Source organism: Mycobacterium sp. SMC-17 (assembly GCF_045310915.1).
Lineage (GTDB): Bacteria > Actinomycetota > Actinomycetes > Mycobacteriales > Mycobacteriaceae > Mycobacterium.
Window position 1 is genome coordinate 40,800 of sequence record NZ_JBJIAK010000016.1, and the last position, 21,949, is coordinate 62,748.

Here is a 21,949-nt window from a genome sequence, read left to right on the forward strand (position 1 = left end):
ATCAGACGGGCCGCGATCTTTTTTGCCGAAAAGTTGTAAGACTTCCGCGGCGTAACTGCTCCTACCTGTGAGAGCGGCTCAACCGGAGCCGCAAATCCCAAACAGGAGCACATCATGAACCGCACGAAGTTCGTCACCGCCGCAGCTGCCCTGGCGATGATCGCCCTCGGAACCGGAACAGGAACCGCGCAGGCCGCGTCGTCGATCGATACGACAAGCGACGCGGCGGGCGTCACGGTCCACATCAACTCGACCGGAAGTGAAGGTCTGTGCTTCTACTCCGCGGAGCCGTGGTTCGGATGGAAGTCGGTCAAGCCCCTGCCGGTGTACAAGGTGCCGTTCCAGCTGCAGGCAAACCAGAGCCACAATCTGTGGTTCCCGGGCATCCAGACCGGCACGACGTGGAAAGCCAAGGTCGAATGCCCGGTCGGCGGCACCGACTATTTCAACCCCGTCTACTGAGCGCAGCTCAGTCTTTCGCCACCACCGAGTAGGCGGCCGCCAGCAGCGAGGGGTCCGGGCCTTCGAGGCGGCCCGGCTTGGCCAGGCCGTCGAGCACCACGAAGCGCAGCACGCCCGAACGGGTCTTCTTGTCCCCCGCCATCGATTCCAGCAGTTGCGGGAAGGCGTCGGCGTCGTAGCTGACCGGCAGGCCCAGCGCGGTGAGCACCCGGCGGTGGCGGTCCGCGGTGTCGTCGTCGAGGCGTCCGGCAAGCCGGCCGAGCTCGGCGGCGAACACCAGGCCCACCGACACGGCGGCGCCGTGCCGCCACTGGTAGCGCTCCCGGCGCTCGATGGCGTGCGCCAAAGTGTGGCCGTAGTTGAGGATTTCGCGCAGTGCCGATTCCTTCTCATCGGCGGCGACCACCTCGGCCTTGACGGCGATGGCACGGCGGATGAGTTCGGGCAGCACGGTGCCGGCCGGATCCAGCGCGGCCTCCGGATCGGCCTCGATCAGGTCCAGGATCACCGGGTCGGCGATGAAGCCGGCCTTCACGATCTCGGCCATGCCGGCGATGATCTCGTTGCGCGGCAACGATTCCAGCGTCGCGAGGTCGACCAGCACGGCCAGCGGCTGGTGGAAGGCGCCGACGAGGTTCTTGCCGGCGTCGGTGTTGATGCCGGTCTTGCCGCCGACGGCGGCGTCGACCATGCCGAGCAGCGTCGTGGGCACGTGCACGATGTCCACGCCGCGCAGCCAGGTGGCGGCGGCGAACCCCGCGACGTCGGTGGCCGCGCCGCCGCCGAGGCTGACGATGGCGTCCTTGCGGTCGATCCCGATGCGCCCCAGCACTTCCCAGATGAACCCGACAACGGGCAGTTCCTTGCCCGCCTCGGCGTCCGGGATTTCGATGCGGTGCGCGTCGATTCCGCCCGCCGCCAAGTAACTACGGATCGCCTCGGCGGTCTCGTTCAGCACCGGCTGGTGCAGGATGGCGACGCGGTGCCGGCCCTGCAGGACGCGGCCGAGGTCGCCGAGCAGACCGGTCCCGATGATCACCGGGTACGGCCGGTCGACGTTCACCTCGACGACGACGGGTTCAGTCATTGCGAGCCTTTCAATCGTTTCGCCAGTGCCGCAGGGCTCGGCGGGGCCTCGGTGGTCGGTCCGGGGTTCAGGACCGTGGGCAGCCGGCGCCACGCCGAGCGGCGGCGGCGCCGGGAGTGCTCGTCGCAGCGCGGCTGCTCGAGCCGGTGCACGATGTGGCGGACCACCGCACCGGGATTGCGTCGGTTGGTGTTCACGCGGAGGGTGGCGACCTGCCGGAACAGCGGCACGCGCTGCGCCATCAGCTCGCGGTATTTGGCGCCCGGGTCGTCGCCGGCGAGCAGCGGGCGTCCGCCGCCCGCGGTGCGCCGAACGCCTTCTGCCGCACTGATTTCCAGGTAGACGACGGTATGGCCGACGAGCGCTTCCCGCACCTCCGGGGTCGTCACCGCGCCACCGCCGAGCGACACGACGCCGTCGTGTTCGGCGAGCGCGTCGCGGATCACGTCGGCTTCGATCTTGCGGAACACCGGTTCACCTTCGGCGAAGATGTCGGCGATGCTGCGACCGGTGGTCTCGACGATCTTGGCGTCGGTGTCGAGCATCGGCACCTGCAGCGCCTTCGCCAACCGTCGACCGATCGTCGACTTGCCCGAACCGGGCATGCCGACCAGTACAGCCTTGGGCGCCATCGGGTTATCCGGACATCTGCGGTTCGCGCTCATGCACCGCACGCAGGTAGTTCTCGACGTTGGCGCGGGTCTCGGCCAGCGAGTCGCCGCCGAACTTGTCCAGCGCGGCCCGGGCCAGCACCAGTGCCACCATGGCCTCGACGACCACACCGGCCGCGGGCACGGCGCACACGTCGGAACGCTGGTGGATGGCGACGGCCTCTTCGCCGGTGGCCATGTCGACGGTCGCGAGCGCGCGTGGCACGGTCGAGATCGGCTTCATCGCGGCGCGGACCCGCAGCGGCTGGCCGTTGGTCATGCCGCCTTCCAGACCGCCGGCGCGGTTGGTGGAGCGGGTGATGCCGTCGGCGCCCGGGTAGATCTCGTCGTGTGCGACGCTGCCGCGGCGCCGTGCGGTCTCGAAGCCGTCACCGATCTCGACGCCCTTGATGGCCTGGATGCCCATGACGGCGGCGGCCAGCTGGCTGTCCAGCCGGTTGTCACCGCTGATGAACGAGCCGAGGCCGACGGGCAGTCCGCTGACCACCACCTCGACGACACCGCCGAGGGTGTCGCCGTCCTTCTTGGCGGCCTCGATCTCGGCGATCATGGCTTCCTCGGCGGTCTTGTCGAAGGCACGCACCGGGCTGTCATCGATGGCCTCCAGATCCTCGGGCTGCGGGACCGGGCCGTCGTAGGGCTTCGATGCGCCGATGGAGATGACGTGCGAGACGACGTCCACGCCGAGGGCCTGCTTCAGGAACGCGCGGGCGACGGTGCCGGCCGCGACGCGGGCCGCGGTCTCGCGGGCACTGGCGCGCTCGAGCACCGGGCGGGCGTCGTCGAAGCCGTACTTGAGCATGCCGGCGTAGTCGGCGTGCCCGGGCCGGGGCCGGGTGAGCGGCTCGTTACGCGCGGTGTTGGCCAGCGCCTCCGGGTCGACCGGGTCGGAGGCCATGACGGTCTCCCACTTGGGCCACTCGGTGTTGCCGATCTGGATGGCGATCGGGCCGCCGAGCGTCTGGCCGTGCCGAACGCCGCCGAGCAGCGTGACTTCGTCCTTTTCGAACTTCATCCGGGCACCGCGGCCATAGCCGAGACGACGCCGCTGCAACTGCGTGGCGATGTCGTCCGAGGTCACCGAGAGACCGGCCACCATGCCTTCGAGCATGGCCACCAGGGCACGACCGTGGGATTCACCTGCTGTGGTCCATCGCAACACGTGTCCCATTGTCCCATGAGGGGGTTTACCGGCTGAAATCCGTCAGCCCAGGCTGCATTGCAGCAGCACGGTGTCGATGTCGCGGCCGTGTTTGTGCCCGACCTGCCGCAGTCGGCCGGCCTCGTCGAAACCCACCTTCTTGTGCAGTGCGACGGACGACGGGTCGCCGCTGTCGGCGATCACCGCGATGACCTCACGCACGCCGGCGGCGCGGGCGGCGTCCAGCAGCGCGCCGAGGAGTTCCTTGCCGGCACCCTGTCCGGTGGCCCACGGCGCCAGGTAGATCGAGTCCTCCACCGTGCCCTGATAGGCCGGCCGGGATTTCCAGGGCAAGCAGTACGCGTACCCCGCGACCTTGCCCTCGCGCTCGACGACGAGGAACGGCAGCCCGGCGGCGAAGACCTTGGCGAACCGCGCCTGCCACTCCTCGGCCGTGGGCGGCTCGAGCTCGAACGACGCCACGCTGTTGCGTACGTAATGCGCGTAGATGTCGGCGATCGCGGGCAGGTCGGCGGTGGTGGCGGTGCGGGTGGTCATGGTGAGGCAAAGGTACCGAGCGCGACGGCCGCGGCGCTCGCCAGGCACATCGACGGTCCGTGTGGCACGGTGCGTCCGGCTCGCCGCACGAGGATCAGCGCCGCGTACCCCGCGGTCAGCAGCGGCGCCCCGATCGCGGCGAGCACCCACACGCCGGCGCCGCACATGCCGGTCAATGCGCCGAGGCCGAGTGCGAGTTTGACGTCGCCGCCGCCCATCGCCCGTGGGCTGAGCAGGTGGATCAGGAGGTAGAGCGCGAACAAAGCCGCGGCCCCCAACGCCGCGGCAGTCCCCTTGCCCGTGATCACGCCGGCCGCGACGATCACCGCGGCGCCCGGCAGCGTCAGCCAGTTCGGCAGCCGTCGCTCGCGGAGGTCATAGGCACACAACGCGATCATCCAGGCACCAATAGCCAAGCCCGCCCCCATCTTTCGAGGCTAAGGGCGTTGCGCAGGGCGTCCCGACACGAATGTTCCACAGGGTGCCGGCCAGGGAAGTACCACGTCGATTGCACTCACGGACTTCTTGGGCCCCAATTTTCGGCTCTACCAGCCGAGCCGCGCACAAAACTGGATTCAGGACGCCGCGAGCGCCGCCGCCATCACCTCGCGGGGCGCGGGCATCCCGGTGAACTGCTCCACCTGGGCGTAGGCCTGGTTCAGCAGCATCTGCAGGCCGCTGACCACCCGGCCACCGGCCGCGGAAACGGCGGCGGCCAGCGGCGTCGGCCACGGGTCGTAGATGGCGTCGAGCAGCACGGCGGTGTCGGCCACGGTCCCGGAGATCTCACCCGCCACCGCGGCAGGCAGTGTATTGACCACCACGCCAAGGGAATTCAGCTTCTCGCCGAGGGCTACCCAGCGCGTCGCGACGCCCAGCCGCTCCCCCAGCTCCACGAGTGCCCCGGCCTTGTCGGCATTGCGGGCAACGATCGCCAGGTCCCGCACACCGAGTTCGGCCAAGGCCACGACGGCCGCGGGCGCGGTGCCGCCGGAGCCCAGCACCGCCGCCGCTCCGGATACCTCGCCCAGGGCGCCGACGACGCCGTCGACGTCGGTGTTGTCGGCGCGCCAGCCGCCGTCGATCCGTACCAGGGTGTTGGCCGAGCCGACGAGCTCAGCGCGCGGCGTGCGTTCGGTCGCGAAGCGCAGCGCCGCGAACTTGCCGGGCATCGTGACCGAGACCCCGACCCATTCCGGGCCGAAACCGCCCACCAGGCCGGGCAATTGTTCCTCGGTGCACTCGATGCGGTCGTAGGTCCAGTCGGTGAGCCCGAGCTCCCGGTAGGCCGCCAGGTGCAGCTGCGGGGACCGCGAATGCGCGATGGGCGAACCCAGAACCGCGGCTCTCATCGCGCACTGTCGAGCACGCCGTTGCGTTTGGCGAGCTCGATGCTGGCGAGGTGCTGCTGGTAGTCGCGGGTGAAGACCGTGGTGCCCTGCAGGTCGATGGTCACGAAGTACAGCCAGTCCCCCGGCGCCGGGTCCTGCGCCGCGACGACGGCGGGCTGGCCGGGCGAGCAGATCGGCGTGACCGGAAGTCCTTCGCGCGCATAGGTGTTCCATGGCGTCGGCTGTTCGCGGTCGGCGTCGGTGGTGGCCACTTCCTGCCGGTCCAGCGGGTAGTTCACCGTCGAGTCGAACTGCAGCCTGCGATGGTCTGGGGTCGCCAGCCGGTTGTAGATGACGCGGGCCACCTTGGCGAAGTCCTGCGGGTTGGACTCGCGCTGCACCAGCGATGCCACGATGAGGATCTGGTACGGGTTCAGGTTGGCGGCGGCGCCGGCATCGAGCAGGCCACCCTTTTCGTACTGGTGACCGCTTGCGCTGATCAGGCTCGCCAGAATCGACGTCGGCGTGCCGGCCGGGTCGACGTTCCAGGTGCCGGGCGCGATGAGGCCCTCGAGCCTGCGGTGGTCGGGGCCCAGCGACTTCACCGGTCCGGCCGCCCAGCTCGGCACGAGCAACGCCGAGATGTCGGCGGCACCGGCGGCCTTCTTCAGCTCGTCGGCGGACACGCACTTGCGCTTGCCGTCCAGGTCGACGCAGGAAGCCGCCGAGATCAGGCTGAAGATGCCCTGGTTGATCTTGTTGGTCTTGACGTCGGTGGTGTCGTCGAGTTGGCGGCCCTCCGGGATCACCAGGCGGCCCACCCGATTGTTCTTCTCGGTGAGCCGGGACACCGCGTTGGCGGCCGAGATCTCGGTGCGCAGCTTGTAGAACCCGGGCTGAATCTCGGTCATCGCCTTGTTGCCCTCGGCGGCCAGGACGAACGTCTTCACGTTCGCCACGACGCCGTGATCGAACAGGGTCTGCCCGATCGCGGTGGTCGAGTCGCCCTGATGCACCTCGACGACGAGGTCGTTGTTGCCGTCACCGGAGTAGTCGTTGCCCGAGCCGAAGATGCCGTGCCACAGCCGGGAGCCGAGGAACACCGCGCTGACCACGACGACGATGAACACCGTCAACGCCACCATGCTGCGGCGCCGGCGGCGCTTGCGGTTGCGCTCGGCGCGGACCCGCTCGGCCCGGCTCATGCCGCGGCGCGGCCGGCCCACCGATTCGGGCTTGATGCGGGTGCTGCTGCCCCACTCGTCGTCGTCGCCCGGGGCGTCCGGGCGCATGTCCTCGGCCGGAGTCATTCGCCGACCTCGCGCTCTGCGGCGGCCAGCACCGAGCGGCGCATGTCCAGCCAGTTCTGCAGGATGCCGACGGCGGCCACCTGATCGATCATCTGACGTTGCCCCTTCGCACGCACCCCGGCCTCCCGCAGCGAGCGCTGCGCGGTGACCGTCGTCAGCCGTTCGTCGGCCATCCGTACCGGAGTCGGGGCCACCCGCACCGCCAGGGCGTCGGCCACCTCGATCGCGTCCCGCGCCGAGCTGCTCGCCCGGTCCTTCAGTGTGCGCGGCAGCCCGACGACGATCTCGACCGCCTCCTGCTCACCGGCCAGCTTCACCAGCCGGCCCAGGTGCTTGTCGGTCTTGTCGCGACGCACCGTCTCCAGCGGCGTCGCGAGGATGCCGTCGGGGTCGCACACCGCGACACCGATCCGCACCGTGCCGACGTCGATGCCCAGCCGGCGGCCGCGACCGGGGTCGTCGGCGCCGGGGCGGTCGGGCATGCGGTCGGTATCAGCCAAAGCTAGCTCCGGCCCAGTTCAGCGCGTAGCGCGGCCAGACCCGCGTCGATACCCGCTGCCCCCTTACCGGAACCCTGTGCCAGATCGGCCTTTCCACCACCACGGCCACCGACGGCGGCGCCCAGCTGCTGCACCAGTTCGTTGGCCTTGAACCCGAGGTCCTGCGCGGCGGCGTTGACGGCCACCACGTACGGCACCGACTCGCCCGAGTCGGCGATCAGCGCGATCACCGCGGGCTCCGAGCCGAGCTTGCCCTTGATGTCGCCGACCAGGGTGCGCAGGTCACCACCGGAGATGCCGCCGGCCATCCGCTGGGCGACGACGCGGACCTTGCCGATGACCTCGGCACCGGCCGCGGCGTCGGCGGCGGCCGCCTTGGCACCGGCCAGGCGGACCTTGTCGAGTTCCTTCTCGGCGGCCTTGAGCTTCTCGACCAGGGTGGCGACGCGGGCGGGCACCTCTTCCGAGGGCACCTTCAGCGACGCGGCCAGGCCGGCCATCAGCGCACGTTCCTTGGCGAGGTGCCGGAACGACTCGAGCCCGACATAGGCCTCGACACGACGCACACCCGAACCCACCGACGACTCACCGAGGATCGTCACCGGGCCGATCTGCGCCGAGCGCTCGACGTGCGTACCACCGCACAGCTCCAGCGAGAACGGGCCGCCGATCTCGACGACGCGGACCTCGTCCGGGTAGGACTCGCCGAACATCGCCATGGCGCCCATCGCCTTGGCCTTCTCCAGCTTCTCGTGGAAGGTGTGCACCTCGAAGTCGGCCTGCACGGCCTCGTTGGTGACTTCCTCCACTTCGGTGCGCTGTGCGTCGCTCAACGCGCCCTGGTAGTTGAAGTCGAAGCGCAGGTAGCCCGGCCGGTTCAGCGAACCAGCCTGAACGGCGCCCGGGCCCAGCACCTGTCGCAGCGCGGCGTGCACCATGTGCGTGCCGGAGTGGCCCTGCGTGGCACCGCGGCGCCAGGTCGGGTCGACGGCGGCGGTGACGGTGTCGCCTTCGACGAACTCGCCGGACTCGACGTTGACGGTGTGCACCCACAGCGATTTGGCGATCTTCTGCACATCAGTGACCGCGGCCTTGGCGGTGGCCGACGACCCGGTGCCGGTGATCGTTCCGGTGTCGGCGATCTGGCCACCCGATTCGGCGTACAGCGGCGTCCGGTCCAGCACGAGCTCGACGCGATCCGAGCCCTCACTGCCGTGCGTCACCACCGGCACCCGCTTGCCGTCCACGAAGATGCCGAGAATCCGTGCCTCGGAGGTCAATTCGTCGAAACCGGTGAACTCGGTGGGGCCGGCGTCGACCAGGTCGCGGTAGGCGGACAGGTCGGCGTGCGCGTGCTTGCGGGCAGCGGCGTCGGCCTTGGCGCGGGCGCGCTGCTCGGCCATCAGGCCCCGGAAGCCCTCTTCGTCGACGGTCAGGCCGGCTTCGGCCGCCATCTCCAGCGTCAGCTCGACCGGGAAACCGTAGGTGTCGTGCAGCGTGAAGGCGTCACTACCGGAGACGACGGTCTTGCCGGCGGCCTTGGTGGCGGCCGCCGCGTCCTCGAACAGCCGCGAACCCGACGCGAGGGTGCGGTTGAAGGCGGTCTCCTCGGCTACCGCGATGCGGTTGATGCGCTCGAAGTCGGTGACCAGCTCCGGGTACGACGGACCCATCGTGTCGCGCACGGTGGCCATCAGGTCGCTCATGATCGGCTGCTCGACACCGAGCAGCTTGGCGGCGCGGATGATGCGGCGCAGCAGGCGGCGCAGCACGTAGCCGCGGCCCTCGTTACCCGGGGTGACGCCGTCGCCGATGATGATCGCGGCGGTGCGGCTGTGGTCGGCGATGACGCGGTAGCGCACATCGTCGGCGTGGTTGCCCACGCCGTAGTGGCGCGGCGCCACCGAGGCGACCATGTCGATCACCGGGCGGACCAGGTCGGTCTCGTAGACGTTGTCGACACCCTGCAGCAGGCAGGCGATGCGCTCGACACCCATGCCGGTGTCGATGTTCTGGCGCGGCAGCGGGCCGAGGATTTCGAAGTCGGTCTTGCTGGTGCCCTCGCCGCGCTCGTTCTCCATGAACACGAGATTCCAGATCTCGATGTAGCGGTCCTCGTTGGCCTCGGGACCACCGTCGATGCCGTACTCGGGGCCGCGGTCGTAGTAGATCTCCGAACACGGGCCGCAGGGCCCCGGGATACCCATGGACCAGTAGTTGTCGGCCTTGCCGCGGCGCTGGATGCGCTCGGGCGGCAGACCGGCGATCTCCTCCCACAGCCCGATGGCCTCGTCGTCATCGAGATAGACGGTGGCCCAGAGCTTTTCGGGATCGAAGCCGTAGCCGCCCTCGGACACCGGGTTGGTCAGCAGGTCCCAGGCGAGCGCGATGGCGCCACGCTTGAAGTAGTCGCCGAACGAGAAGTTGCCGGCCATCTGGAAGAACGTGTTGTGCCGGGTGGTGATGCCGACCTCGTCGATGTCCGGTGTGCGGATGCACTTCTGGACGCTGGTTGCCTTGTCATACGACGGGGTGCGGTCGCCCAGGAAATACGGCACGAACTGCACCATGCCGGCGTTGACGAACAACAGGTTCGGATCGTCCAGGATCACCGATGCGCTCGGCACCTCGGTGTGGCCCGCTTTCACGAAATGATCGAGGAATCGTTTCCTGATCTCGTGTGTCTGCACGTGCTGTTGTCCTTCTGTTGTCCGTCTGGGGACCGGGTAGTTGCCCGGATAACAGTACCGGTCGGCCTTGTGCGCAGCGCCGCCGCGGCGGACAGTTGTGTCTATCCGGTGGCGCCACCGGAGCGCCGCCCTGAACAAAGAGGGGGTGGACCGTGTTCGCACGTTCTACCACGATGATGGCGAGCCCTGACCAGATCGATGACGGCATTGCCTATATCCGCGACGAGGTCATGCCCGTGCTGCAGGAACTTCCCGGTTCCATCGGCCTGTCTCTGCTGGTCGACCGGGAATCCGGCCGGTGCATCGCCACCAGCGCGTGGGAGTCCGAGGACGCCCTGCATTACAGCGCCGGCGAGGGCCGCCGGCTCCGCAATCTCGCCGCCGAACGCTTCGGTGGCGGCGCCCCGCTGGTCGAGGAGTGGGAGATCGCCGTTCTGCACCGTGAGCACGGTAACGGCGCGTGTGTGCGGGCCACCTGGCTCACCGTGCCGCCGGATCTCATGGAGGCCGGCATCGACTACTACCGCGACACCGTGCTGCGGCAGATCGAGCACCTGCCGGGGTTCTGCAGCGCCAGCCTGCTCGTCGACCGCGGTTCGGGCCGTGCGGTGTCGTCGGCGTCCTTCCGCACCCGCGAGTTGATGGCGGACTACTGGCAGCAGGCCACGGCACTGAAGGTCGAATCGGTGCAGGCCGCCGGGGCGTCGGAGATCGCCGACTGCGCATTCGATCTCGCGATCGCCCACCTGCGGGTACCCGAACTGGTCTAGCGCTTGCGCCGGATGATGGCGCGCAGCTTCTCCAACCGGCCGCCGATCTCGCGTTCCGCCCCGTACGCGGTGGGCCGGTAGTAGTCGACCCCGACCAGCTCATCGGGTGGATACTGTTGCGCCGCAACACCACCCGGGTGGTCGTGGGCGTACTTGTAGCCCTGGGCGTGGCCGAGTGCGGCGGCACCGGCGTAGTGCCCGTCGCGCAGATGCGCGGGCACCATGCCGGCCTTGCCGGCCTTGATGTCGGCCATCGCCGCGCCGAGGGCGACGGTCACCGCGTTGGATTTCGGCGCCGTCGCCAGGTGCACCGTCGCGTGGGCCAGGGTCAGTTGGGCCTCCGGTAGCCCGATGAGCTGCACGGTCTGCGCGGCGGCGACGGCGATCGGCAGGGCCGTCGGATCGGCGATGCCGATGTCCTCGCTGGCCAGGATCATCAGCCGGCGAGCGATGAAGCGCGGGTCCTCCCCCGCGGTCAGCATCCGCGCCAGGTAGTGCAGCGCGGCGTCGACGTCCGAGCCGCGCACCGATTTGATGAACGCGCTGACGACGTCGTAGTGCTGGTCCCCGTCGCGGTCGTAGCGCACGGCAGCCTTGTCGAGGGACTGCTCGATGACTTCAATGGACACCGGCCCGTCTCCGGCCGTCTCGGCGGCGACCTCGAGCGCCGTCAGCGCCCGCCGCGCATCACCCGCCGACAGCGTCACGAGCAGCTCGACGGCGTTGTCGTCGACCTCGACGGCACCGCCCAGACCGCGCGGATCGGTGATCGCCCGCTGCACGACGGTCCGGACGGCGTCGGCCGTGAGCGGTTGCAGCTGCAGGATCAGCGAGCGCGACAGCAGTGGGGCCACCACCGAGAACGACGGATTCTCGGTGGTCGCCGCCACCAGCAGCACGACCCGGTTCTCGACGGCCGCCAGCAGGGCGTCCTGCTGCGTCTTGGAGAAGCGGTGCACCTCGTCGATGAACAGCACGGTCTGACGGCCGTGAATCGCGCCTCGACGTGCTTCTTCTATCACCGCGCGGACGTCCTTGACGCCGGCCGACAGCGCCGACAGCGCCTCGAACCGGCGGCCGGTGGCCCCCGAGATCAGCGACGCCAGGGTGGTCTTGCCGGTGCCGGGCGGCCCGTAGAGGATGACGCTGGCCGCGCCCGAGCCCTCGACGAGGCGGCGGAGGGGCGAACCCGGCTTGAGCAGGTGATCCTGGCCGACGACCTCGTCGAGGCCGGCGGGCCGCATCCGCACCGCCAATGGTGCCTGGGTGGGGGCGGCGGACGATACGTCGGGTTCGCCCCCTACGTCGAACAGCCCATCAGACACGGTTCAGGCTTACCACGCCGCACCGACCGGCGGTTCAGTCGGCAGGTGCGGTCACGAAGTCGATGAGTTCCTCGACCCGTCCGATCAGCGCGGGTTCGAGGTCGTTCCAGTCCCGCACCCGGCCCCGGATGCGCTGCCACGCGTGGGCGATGTCGGCCTGGTCGGCGTGCGGCCAGCCGAGCGCGTCGCACACGCCGTGCTTCCATTCGATGCCGCGCGGGATGACGGGCCACGCCTCACGCCCGATGCGGGCGGGTTTGACGGCCTCCCAGATGTCGATGAACGGGTGGCCCACGACCAGCGTGTGCTCGCCACCCGGACCACGGCGCACCTGTTCGGCGATCCGGGCCTCCTTCGAGCCCGACACCAGGTGGTCGACGAGCACGCCGAGCCGGCGGCCCGGTCCCGGCCGGAACTCGCGCACGATGGCGGCCAGGTCGTCGACACCGCCGAGGTATTCGACGACCACGCCCTCGACCCGCAGATCGTGTCCCCACACCTGCTCGACCAGTTCGGCGTCGTGGCGGCCCTCCACGTAGATGCGGCTGGCCAGCGCGGTGCGGGCCCGATGTCCTTGCACGGCAACCGAACCCGAGGCCGTGCGGGTGGGCGCGGCCGGCGCGGTGCGCTTGGGCGCGGTGAGGATGACGGGATTGCCGTCGACCAGATAGCCCGGGCCGATGGGGAACGGCTTGCGGTAGCCGTCGAAGTCCTCGAGGACCATGCGGCCGTACTCGACCGAGATCACGGCGCCCACGAAGCCGGTCGTGGCGCACTCCACCACGAGCCCCTTCTCGGCGGGTTGCTCGGTCGAACGCTTTCTGGCGTTCGGGTTGCGGGCCAGTACATCGGATCCGTATCGGTCGCTCACGGCACCGATCCTAGGAACGATCGCGGGCCAGATCCGGTTGCGCCACCCGTGTTTTCGTCACAGACCGGTTACGGGGCCTTCTCGACCTTGATGTCACAGGTGATGCGCTCACCGTCGACTTTCACGATCTTCATGTGCGCGACGTACTGGACCTTGCGAGGACCGGTGAAGTGACAGTCGAACTGGGCGCCCTTGGTGGCCTCCACGTCGGACGGACACTTCACATCGGTGGGGGTGAACTTGTTCTGATCCGACACCAGCTTGACGACCTGCTTGGCGGCGTCGTCCGACTTGACCGTGGTCTTTGAGCTACACGCAGCCGGCGACAGGGCCACCAGACCCATTAGCACCGCTGCCCCCACCCGTACGCGCATCATGGGCGCGATCGTGTCCTATCGCCGTGGGCCGAGTCAACGCGCCGCGCGGGAGGCACCGGCGTCGTCGACCGCCGTGTGGATGAACCGCATCTTCTCGAGCACCGCGGCCGGCAGCACGAACGGGTACAGATCGTCCTTGCCCATCGACCGGTTGACCATGTTCAACGCCCAGGCCAGCGGTAGCCAGAGCTCGATGAGGGTGTCAAATCCGCTGGGGCCCAGCACCCGCCGTTCGAAGGTGGCACCGGCGGGCGCGAAGCCGAAGGCCGCCGCGGTGTCGAGTGCGTCCCGGATGTGCAGATAGTGCGCGAACGTCTCGGCCCAGTCCTCGGCCGGATGCATCGTCGCGTAGGAGGACACGTACTGCTCCTCCCACCCGGCGGGCGCACCGTCGCGGTAGTGCCGGTCCAGCGCCGCCTGGTAGTCGGCGTCGGGGTCCCCGAACAATTCGGTGAACCGCGCGACGGCATCGGGCGACGGCTGCACCAGCCGGTAGAAGTAGTAGTGCCCGATCTCGTGGCGGAAGTGGCCCAGCAGGGTTCGGTACGGCTCGGCCATGGCGATGCGCAGTTGTTCGCGGTGCACGTCGTCGCCCTCGGCGAGGTCCAGGGTGATGACCCCGTCCTGATGGCCGGTGAACACCTGGTGCTGCTCGCTGGACAGCAGGTCGAAGGACAGTCCCTCCGTCGGCAGGCCCAGCTCCGACAGTTCGGCGATCAGCCGGCGCTTGGCCTGCTCGGCGACCGCGAAAGCCGCCATGGCCTTGGTGTCATCGTCGGCGGGTCGGGTCCGGGTCAACGCACACGATGGGCACAGTTGCCGCACCGGCTCGATCCGGACCAGCCAATTGCATTGCGCCAGATGCAGATTCGCGCACAGCTGGTAGTCGGTCGAGGCCACCGCGCCGGCATGGTCGGTGTCGCCGTTGCTGTCGGGCGGCGCGATCACCAGCAGCGCCATGTCGTCCAGGGAGAAGCCGAGCGCGCTGCCGCAGCCCAGGCACAGCGAGTTCTCGAAGGCCAGTCGCTGCCCGCAGTTGGGGCAGTTGAAGTCACGCACGCAGTTGTCCTCCCACAATTGGTGCGACGTCGACGGAGACGTCGATGATGCTGCTCTCGGAGTCGGTGTAGATGATGCCGCGCAGCGGCGGCACATCGGCGTAGTCCCGGCCGAACCCCACCACGATGTAGCGCTCGTCGACCATCTGGTCGTTGGTCGGGTCCAGCCCCAGCCACTGGTTCTGCGGCGTCCACACCGACGCCCAGGCATGGGTGGCGTCGATACCCACCATCCGTTCCTTCCCCGGCGGCGGGTCGGTCGCCAGATATCCCGAGACATAGCTCGCCGCAAGACCGTTCGCCCGCAGGCACGCGATGGCCAGGCGGGCGAAGTCCTGACATACCCCTTCGCGGGCGGCCAAAACCTCCGCGACCCGGGTGGACACCGTCGTCGACCCGGACCGGTAGGTGAAGTCGGCGAAGATGCGCGAGTTCAGCTCGCGCAGCACCTCGATCAGCGGCCGGCCGGGCGCGAAACTCGGTGCGGCGTAATCCCGCACCTCGTCGGTGATCTCCGCGGGTTGCAGGTCGAGCACGAATTCGGTGGCCAGCGCTCCGTCCGGCCCGGCCGGCCGGGACTGCTCCCACGGCGCCAGCGCCGCACCTGCGGCGTACCACTCGGCGGGCGGCGGGTCGACCTCCACGATGCTGCGTCCCGTCACGACGAGTTCGTGATGTGGTTGTGTCACATGGAAATACGAGCTGATGTTGCCGTACGCGTCCCGGCTCGTGGAACGGTCGGCAGGTTCGGGGTCGATGTTGAGCCGGTACGACTGGCAACGCTGCTGACCGCTGTCGCGCGGGGTGAGGAATCCGCGGCCGTACGAGCTGGTGACAACGTCGGAGTAGCGGTACCGCGTGCGATGGGTGATCTGGTACTCGCGGCTCATGGCATCTGCCGCCGTTCGTCGGGGCCCCACAGCGGCTGCATGCCACTCGGGAGGGCCAGGTGCGCGGCACGGATCAGCTCGGACAACTCCCGCAGATCGGTGTGCATACCGTCGAGCAGCTCGGCGAGTTCAGTGCGCCGCCCGTCGTCGGTGACGTGCTCGAGGTCGGCCGGATCCTGGCGTCGCAGGCGGGCGGCGATCTCGTCGATCATCCGTTCCGGGCGGGTCGATCCTGTGGAGGACGGCAGTGCCCGCAGGTCGGTGCGCAGGCGCTCGAACTGGAAGGCCAGCGACCGCGGGTTCTCCTCGTCGAACAGCACCAGGTCGGCGATGGCTGCCACGCTCACCTGTCCCAGCATGCGCCTGCGGTACATCACCGCCGATTCACACACCACGAGCACGGACTCGCTGACGGTCCGTTCGGTCTCGGCGCCATGGGCGGTGGTGAGGGTGGCCCGCAGCAGCGCGGTCAGGCCGAGACCGCGCTCGATGCGCTTGCCGATGTCCATCATCGTCCAGCCCACGTCACGCACCATGGATTCGGCCGCCACGCCGGACAGCGCCAGCATCCCCGCCAGGGTCTGGCTGGGCGCGGTCGACAGGTACGCCTCCCCCTTGGTCTTCGAATCCGGCGGCGGCAGCGCGGTGCCCTGGCGCTGCCGAGCGCGGTCGGACGGCTGCAGCACCGCGCGTTCGACGGCGGCGAGCACCATCCAGGTGTCGTTCGACATCTGGTCGCGGACGGCGCGCGCGGCCAGGCCCAGCCGTTCGACGGATTGCGCCAGCGAGCCCGGACGGTGCCGGTCGGCGGTGAGTGCCCACAGCGTGGTCGGCGTGATGGCCAGTTGTTCGGCGTAGTCGCCGTCGGCGCCGGTGTCGGTGCCGGTGATCTGGCCCAGTGCGGTCAGCAGTACCGGCACGCAATCACTGCCGCCGAGGTCCCGCCGGTAGCGGAATTCGTGGTAGCGCTCGCGGGTGACGGTGAGCAGCCGGGCGGTGAACTCGGCACGTTCGGCGTACCGGCCCAGCCAGAACAGGTCGGAGAGCACACGCGGCGAGCTCACCGCGCGGGTCGGGCTCGCCGTCATGGCCGGCAGCTCGACGGCCTGCGTCTGCACCACCGCGGCCCGGTCGGGCGATCGCACCCAGACATCCTTGGCCGCAACGGTTTCCATGCCGTAGGCGGCGTGCCCGCGGGCCAGCACGTAACCCAGCCCACCGATCATCGGCGCGTATCCCCCGCGCTGGGCGACGGTGAACAGCCGCATCCCGACGCTGTCGGCGGACAGTCCGCTGGGCAGCAGATCCACGGGGGCCGTGGAGAACTCGGGCAGTTCCTGGCCCATCCATTGCCACGGGGCGGCGGAGATCCGGGCCGCCAGCGCGGCCCGCTTGGCGCTGGACAGGGCGGGGCCGACGATCGCCGGTCCGCCGGTCACCGGCCTGATCAACAGGGTGGACAGTTTGCTCAACAGGTGCGAACGCTCGGCGTCGATGCCGCCCCAGAAACATCGGGCGCTCGGCAGTTCCGGAGTCTCCCCGGTGAGCAGCTCGGCCAGCTCCGGCAGGAAGCGGGCGATACCCGGGCTTTCCAGGATGCCGCTGCCGAGGGTGTTCACCACCGTCACCGCCCCGCGGCGCAGTACCTCGACGAGACCGACGACGCCGAGCCGGGAATCCGGACGCAGGTCCAAGGGATCGACGTACTCGGCGTCCACCCGGCGCAGTACGACGTCGACCCGTTTGAGGGTGCCGAGCGAGCGCATCCAGAGATTGCCGTCACGCACCACGAGGTCGGCGCTCTCGACCAACGGGAAACCCAACACGCCGGCTAGGTAGGCCTGGTCGAAGGCGGTCTCGGAGTGACTGCCGGGGCTGAGGACGACGACCACCGGCTCCCGCGCGGCTTCTGGTGCCGCATCGATCAGTGCCAGCCGCAAGGCCTGTGCCCAGGGCGACGCCGGGCGCGGCGCCATCTTCTCGTACAGCTCGGGCACCGCGTGCGCGACGACCCGCCGGTCGGCGAGCGCATACCCGGCGCCCGACGGCGCCTGCGTCCAGTCCGCGTTCACCGCGAAGCCACCGTCGCGATGGCGGCTGACGTCGCAGCCGTGCAGGAACAGCTGGTGGCGTCCCGGCACCGTGATGCCGCGGGCCGCCCGCACGTAACCGGGATGGGCGTACAACAACTCCGGCGGCAGCACGCCGGAGGTGATGGCGCGGCGCGCGCCGTACAGGTCGGTGAGCACCGCGTCGAGCAGGCGGGAACGTTGCACCAATCCGGATTCGAGGGTGCGCCAGTCCGCCGCGGACAACACCAGGGGCAGGGCGTCGAGCTGCCAGGTGTCCACCACCGGCGTGCCGTCGATGTCGGTGACGGTCTCGCCGTCCCGGTCGACCTGCACATAGCTGATGCCGTCGTTGTCGACGAGTTCCCGGACGACGCCACGCAGCTGGTCCAGGCCGGCCCGACCGCGGTCGCGGACGCAGTCGGTCAGCTCCTGCCAGGCCGGCCGGATCGCGCCCGACTCATCGACCAGCTCGTCGTAACCGACACCGGCCACGTCGCGGACGTCGAACAACGGCTCCTGGGCCCGGTCGGCCCGATATCCGGCCAGTGGGTCGCCGACGGGCGCCGCCTCCTCGGCCAGCTCTGGGGATGTGTGTGTACGGAGAACCATTACCGCAGAACGGTACGCACCCGGCGCAGATCGAGGATGCCCGACGCTCCGCCATCGGTGGATTGACGGGCCCGCTTCTCCCGGAGATCGGCCAGATCGACGGCGCCCGGGGTGAATCCGATGTCCTCGAAACGGCGGCCCCGTCGTGACTCGGCCTCGACGGCGTTGACCGGCGGGGTGTCGTATGCGCGGCCTCCCGGATGCGAGACGTGGTAGGTACAGCCGCCTTTGGAGAAACCGGTGAACCCATCCACGAGTTCGAACCGCAGCGGTCCGTCGACGGTGATGGTGGGGTGCAGCGCGCTCGGTGGTTGCCAGGCCCGGTACCGGACGCCGCCGACCTGCACGTCGGGCGAGTCGGTGGCCAGCAGCGGGATCGGGTGACCGTTCACCGTGACGAGGTACCGGTTCCGGTCGGCGCCGATGAGCCGGACCTGCAGCCGCTCCACCGAGGAGTCGACGTAGCGGGCGGTGCCGGTGCCGGTGGATTCCTCGCCGAGGGTGTTCCACGGCTCGATGGCGCCGCGCAGCTCCAATTCGGCACCGTCCAGAATGACGCTGCCGATCCGGGGGAAGCGGAACTCGGTGAACGGATCCAGCCAGCTGGTGTCGAACGGGATGCCGTGCGCCCGCAGGTCGGCGGCGACCTCGGCGATGTCTTGTATGACGAAGTGCGGCAACAGGTACCGGCCGTGCAGGTTCTCACCGTGCCGGATCAGCGGGGCTCGCAGCGGTTCATCCCAGAACCACGCGACCAGCGACCGCACCAGTAGCGACTGCACCATGGCCATCTGGAAATGCGGCGGCATCTCGAAGCCGCGCAGTTCCAGCAGGCCGAGCCGGCCGCGGGCACTGTCGGGGCTGTAGAGCTTGTCGATGCAGAACTCGGCGCGGTGCGTGTTTCCGGTGATGTCGGTGAGGAGGTGCCGCAGGGCGCGGTCGACGGCCCACGGAGCTCCCTCGGCCACACGCTCGATCTCGGCGAACGCGATCTCCAGCTCGTACAGCGCCTCGAGGCGTCCTTCGTCGACGCGCGGGGCCTGCGACGTCGTGCCGACGAACCGGCCGGAGAACAGGTACGACAGCGCCGGATGCCGTTGCCAGTACGTCAGCATCGACACCAGCAGGTCGGGCCGGCGCAGCAACGGTGAGTCGGCGGGGGTGACGCCACCGAGGGTGATGTGGTTGCCACCGCCCGTGCCGCCGTGGGTGCCGTCGACGTCGAAGGACTCCGTGCCGAGCCGGGCCTGCCGGGCCGCCTCGTACAGGGTCTCCAGTTGTGCGGCCTGCTCGGCGAAGCCGGCGGTGGGCGCCACGTTGACCTCGATGACACCCGGGTCGGGAGTGACGGTCATCTGCTGGAGCCGGGCGTCCGGCGGCGGTCCGTAGCCCTCGATCACGACGGCGACGCCGAGATTGGCAGTGGCTTTCTCGATCCGGCCGACCAGATCGGCGAAATCGTCGAATGCCGTTGTGGGCGGCAAGAATACGTACAGCAGACCGTCGCGGACCTCGGCGACCAGGGCGGTGGGAGGTGCGCCGTCGGCGCTGACGACGGTCGCGGGCCTGGCGGGGGTGTCGACGCGCGCGGGCGCCAGCGGGTCGGCGTCGGGCACCGATCGCGGCGGCTGCCAGCTGATCGAGTCGAGCGGCAATCGCAGGCCCGCAGGTGAATCGCCGCCGATGAGCACCAATCGCCCGCGGCGCAGTTTCCAGTCGGCGGAGACCCATCCGGTGTCGTCATCACGGCGATGCAGGGGCAACACGTGGGCCGCGGGTTCGGTCACCGCGGCATCGAGCTTGTCCGCCAAGGCTTTCCGCTGGGCGGCTCCGTCGTCCGTCAGGTCGTCGGTGACCGGATCCCCATCCGGCCGCCGGACGGCAGCGGCCAGCCGGGCGAGGGCGTCCTCGTACGCCGGACGCACCTGACTGTCCGGCAGCCCGAGCCCGTCGGCGATCTCGGTGAGCAACCGCCGTGCCGCATCCGGTGCGACCGCAGGCGATTCCCCGGACCACGGATCGGCCAGCAGCGCCGCATCGGTCCACAGTGGCGTCCCGTCGGTGCGCCACATCAGCCCGATCTGCCAGCGCGGCAACGGCTCCCCCGGATACCACTTGCCCTGGCTGCGCTGTACCAGCCCGTCCGGGGCCCAGGCGGCTTTCAGCTGGGCGGTGAGCGCCGAGGCGAGCACGCGCTTGTGCGGGCCGTCGGCGGCCGTGGTCCATTCCTCGTCGGTCTGGTTGTCGATCGAGACGAAGGTGGGTTCGCCGCCGACGGTCAGCCGCACGTCGCGCTCGGCCATCCGTTCATCGATGACGGCGCCGAGGGCCCGGATCGACTCCCATGCCTGTTCGGTGTACGGCAGGGTGACGCGCGGGTCTTCGTGCACCCGCGTCACCACGTTGACGAAGTCGAGCGTGGATTCGCAGGGCTCGACGGCGCCGGTGATCGGAGCGGCCGATTCCGGGTGCGGCGTGGCCGACAGCGGGATGTGGCCCTCCCCGGCCAGCAGACCCGAGGTCGCGTCGAGGCCGACCCAGCCGGCGCCCGGGATGTACACCTCGGCCCAGGCGTGCAGGTCGGTGAAGTCGGCGGCGGGGCCCGACGGTCCGTCGAGCGCCTCGATGTCGGCGGCCAGTTGCACCAGGTAGCCGGACACGAAGCGGGCGGCGAAGCCCATCTTCCGCAGGATGGCGACCAGCAGCCAGGCGGAGTCCCGGCACGAGCCGATGCCGGTGCGCAGGGTGTGATCCGGTGTCTGGACACCGGGTTCGAGGCGAACGCTGTAGCCGACGTCGGCATTGACCGCCCGGTTCAGCGACACCAGGAAGTCGATGGTGCCGGTGCCGGGCACCACGTCGAAGTTCCGGACCCAGGCCGCCGTCAGATCGTCGGCGTCGTCGACGGGGCGAAGGTAGGGCTTGAGGTCGTCGAGCAGGTTGTCCGGGTAGGCGAACGGGACGGTTTCGGCCCATTCCTCGATGAAGAAGTCGAACGGGTTGATGACCTTGAGGTCGGCGATCAGTCCGACGGTGATGCTCAACTTGGTGGCGCGGTTCGGAAAGACCAAGCGCCCCACGAAGTTACCGAAGGCGTCCTGTTGCCAGTTGATGAAGTGGTCGGCGGGCTCGACCTGCAGCGAATAGGCCTCGATCGGCGTCCGCGAGTGCGGTGCGGGGCGCAACCGAACCACGTGCGGGTACACCTTGACCAGCCGGTCGAACGTGTAGCTGGTGCGGTGCTCCAGCGCCACCTTGATTGCCATAGCGATCGATCCCACCACAAGAACGGGCAGGTCGCAGGGCGGAGAAAACTAGCGGCGGCGGGCCCGGTTGTACCCGGCCAGGACCAGCACCCCCGCCGCCACGATGCCGACCATGTTGACGGCCAGCTGCCCCGCCGACGCCAGGGCCACATCCCAGTCGCGCGTGGTGGCCGCAACCACCGACATCCCGGCCGCGGGGACCGTCGTCACGGAGATGAAGACCCCAACCAGCGCAGCCGATTTCGACGTCACCAGCGATAGCATCCCGGCGGCACCGGCCAGCAGCGCCACCACGAACGAGAACGGCCCGACCTGGAAGATGAAGTCCACGTTCTGCAGCTCGTGGATACTGCGCAACGTCACCCAGCCCAGCGCCTCGAAGCCGAGCGTGGCCACCGCTGTGACGAGCATCGCCGCCGGGAATCCGACGAGCAGGGCCAGCGCCGCGCGCTTCGCGAGATAGCCCTTGCGTCGCACCACCGCCACCGCCAGGGCGGCCAGCGGCCCGAATTCGGGGCCCACGACCATCGCGCCGACGACGGTGATCGCCGAATCGGTCAGCACGCCGACCGCGGCCAGCAGACACGCGATGCACAGGAACGCCATGTAGGAGATGCCGAGGCTGCTCTGCTCGCGGGTGCGCAGCACCAGCTCGTCCCAGACCACCGCGTCTTCGCCGTCGCCGTCGATCTCGTCCTCGGCGCGGTAGGCGGCCGTCGACAGCACGGTGTCGAGCACCTCCATCGTGATGGCGCCGTCCTGATCGATGCCGAGCGCCCGCAGCCCGCTGATCAGCCCGTCGGCGGCGTCACGGGCGATGTCGGCGGTGATGACGTCACCGCGCGGATCGATCGCCGCGCCCGGGTGGGCCACCACGTTGGCGATGCCGCCGTGGTGCCGGTAGAGCTCGAGTACCGAATCGGCGAGTTCCGGCGGGGTGATCACGCGTAGATGCAGCACG

19 protein-coding genes are annotated in these 21,949 nt (G+C 69.5%); 2 read left to right on the forward strand and 17 right to left on the reverse strand.

What is annotated here, in order from left to right; translation table 11 throughout:
- Window positions 1–114 precede the first annotated feature (114 nt).
- The gene (locus ACJH7A_RS12695; RefSeq protein ID WP_053853629.1) at window positions 115–462 is read left to right on the forward strand and encodes a hypothetical protein; all 348 of its coding nucleotides are present in this window, start codon (window positions 115–117) and stop codon (window positions 460–462) included.
- 7 nt (window positions 463–469) lie between these two features.
- Here ACJH7A_RS12695 and aroB read toward each other — a convergent pair whose 3' ends face one another.
- The 9 genes from aroB to alaS form a co-directional block, all read right to left on the reverse strand.
- Window positions 470–1,549 (reverse strand): 3-dehydroquinate synthase, encoded by a 1,080-nt coding sequence (gene aroB, locus ACJH7A_RS12700; RefSeq protein ID WP_212811571.1) that lies wholly within the window; start codon window positions 1,547–1,549, stop codon window positions 470–472.
- Window positions 1,546–2,181 carry a shikimate kinase gene (locus tag ACJH7A_RS12705; RefSeq protein WP_020101671.1) on the reverse strand — a complete coding sequence of 212 codons (636 nt, stop codon included), beginning with the start codon at window positions 2,179–2,181 and terminating at the stop codon, window positions 1,546–1,548. The genes aroB and ACJH7A_RS12705 overlap by 4 nt, the downstream gene beginning before the upstream one ends.
- Before the next feature lie 4 nt (window positions 2,182–2,185).
- A complete protein-coding gene (gene aroC / locus ACJH7A_RS12710; RefSeq protein ID WP_212811572.1) occupies window positions 2,186–3,382 on the reverse strand; it encodes a chorismate synthase in 1,197 nt (398 codons plus the stop codon).
- Window positions 3,383–3,424: 42 nt separating this feature from the next.
- Window positions 3,425–3,919, reverse strand: a complete 495-nt coding sequence (locus ACJH7A_RS12715; protein WP_212811573.1) for a GNAT family N-acetyltransferase — start codon at window positions 3,917–3,919, stop codon at window positions 3,425–3,427.
- Window positions 3,916–4,347 carry an A24 family peptidase gene (locus tag ACJH7A_RS12720; protein ID WP_212811574.1) on the reverse strand — a complete coding sequence of 144 codons (432 nt, stop codon included), beginning with the start codon at window positions 4,345–4,347 and terminating at the stop codon, window positions 3,916–3,918. The genes ACJH7A_RS12715 and ACJH7A_RS12720 overlap by 4 nt, the downstream gene beginning before the upstream one ends.
- 147 nt (window positions 4,348–4,494) lie before the next feature.
- Window positions 4,495–5,271, reverse strand: coding sequence for a shikimate dehydrogenase (locus ACJH7A_RS12725; protein ID WP_212811575.1), 777 nt, complete (start codon window positions 5,269–5,271; stop codon window positions 4,495–4,497).
- Entirely contained in the window at window positions 5,268–6,560 is a 1,293-nt protein-coding gene (gene mltG, locus ACJH7A_RS12730) for an endolytic transglycosylase MltG (RefSeq protein WP_244872565.1), read from the reverse strand. Before mltG ends, ACJH7A_RS12725 begins: the two co-directional genes overlap by 4 nt.
- A complete protein-coding gene (gene ruvX, locus ACJH7A_RS12735; RefSeq protein ID WP_212811576.1) occupies window positions 6,557–7,060 on the reverse strand; it encodes a Holliday junction resolvase RuvX in 504 nt (167 codons plus the stop codon). Before ruvX ends, mltG begins: the two co-directional genes overlap by 4 nt.
- A gap of 2 nt (window positions 7,061–7,062) precedes the next feature.
- Entirely contained in the window at window positions 7,063–9,750 is a 2,688-nt protein-coding gene (gene alaS / locus ACJH7A_RS12740; RefSeq protein ID WP_212811577.1) for an alanine--tRNA ligase, read from the reverse strand.
- A 152-nt stretch (window positions 9,751–9,902) separates the two neighbouring features.
- On the opposite strand from alaS, the gene ACJH7A_RS12745 reads away from it, so the two are divergent.
- Window positions 9,903–10,520 (forward strand): hypothetical protein, encoded by a 618-nt coding sequence (locus tag ACJH7A_RS12745; protein ID WP_212811578.1) that lies wholly within the window; start codon window positions 9,903–9,905, stop codon window positions 10,518–10,520.
- Here ACJH7A_RS12745 and ACJH7A_RS12750 read toward each other — a convergent pair.
- From ACJH7A_RS12750 to ACJH7A_RS12785, 8 genes are all read right to left on the reverse strand, one after another.
- Window positions 10,517–11,845 carry a replication-associated recombination protein A gene (locus ACJH7A_RS12750; RefSeq protein ID WP_212811579.1) on the reverse strand — a complete coding sequence of 443 codons (1,329 nt, stop codon included), beginning with the start codon at window positions 11,843–11,845 and terminating at the stop codon, window positions 10,517–10,519. The two genes, ACJH7A_RS12745 and ACJH7A_RS12750, sit on opposite strands and share 4 nt — an antisense overlap.
- A gap of 34 nt (window positions 11,846–11,879) precedes the next feature.
- Entirely contained in the window at window positions 11,880–12,716 is an 837-nt protein-coding gene (locus tag ACJH7A_RS12755; RefSeq protein WP_406802077.1) for a DUF3097 domain-containing protein, read from the reverse strand.
- A gap of 68 nt (window positions 12,717–12,784) precedes the next feature.
- Window positions 12,785–13,093 (reverse strand): DUF4333 domain-containing protein, encoded by a 309-nt coding sequence (locus tag ACJH7A_RS12760; RefSeq protein ID WP_234785318.1) that lies wholly within the window; start codon window positions 13,091–13,093, stop codon window positions 12,785–12,787.
- Window positions 13,094–13,126: 33 nt separating this feature from the next.
- Window positions 13,127–14,152 (reverse strand): putative zinc-binding metallopeptidase, encoded by a 1,026-nt coding sequence (locus ACJH7A_RS12765; RefSeq protein ID WP_406802078.1) that lies wholly within the window; start codon window positions 14,150–14,152, stop codon window positions 13,127–13,129.
- A complete protein-coding gene (locus tag ACJH7A_RS12770; RefSeq protein ID WP_406802079.1) occupies window positions 14,145–15,041 on the reverse strand; it encodes a transglutaminase N-terminal domain-containing protein in 897 nt (298 codons plus the stop codon). Before ACJH7A_RS12770 ends, ACJH7A_RS12765 begins: the two co-directional genes overlap by 8 nt.
- Entirely contained in the window at window positions 15,038–17,722 is a 2,685-nt protein-coding gene (locus ACJH7A_RS12775; RefSeq protein WP_212811583.1) for a circularly permuted type 2 ATP-grasp protein, read from the reverse strand. Before ACJH7A_RS12775 ends, ACJH7A_RS12770 begins: the two co-directional genes overlap by 4 nt.
- Entirely contained in the window at window positions 17,722–20,988 is a 3,267-nt protein-coding gene (locus ACJH7A_RS12780) for a DUF2126 domain-containing protein (protein ID WP_406802080.1), read from the reverse strand. The genes ACJH7A_RS12775 and ACJH7A_RS12780 overlap by 1 nt, the downstream gene beginning before the upstream one ends.
- Window positions 20,989–21,036: 48 nt before the next feature.
- Complete coding sequence (locus tag ACJH7A_RS12785) at window positions 21,037–21,948, reverse strand: DUF389 domain-containing protein (protein ID WP_346415618.1); 912 nt, start codon at window positions 21,946–21,948, stop codon at window positions 21,037–21,039.
- Between the last annotated feature and the right edge of the window lies 1 nt (window position 21,949).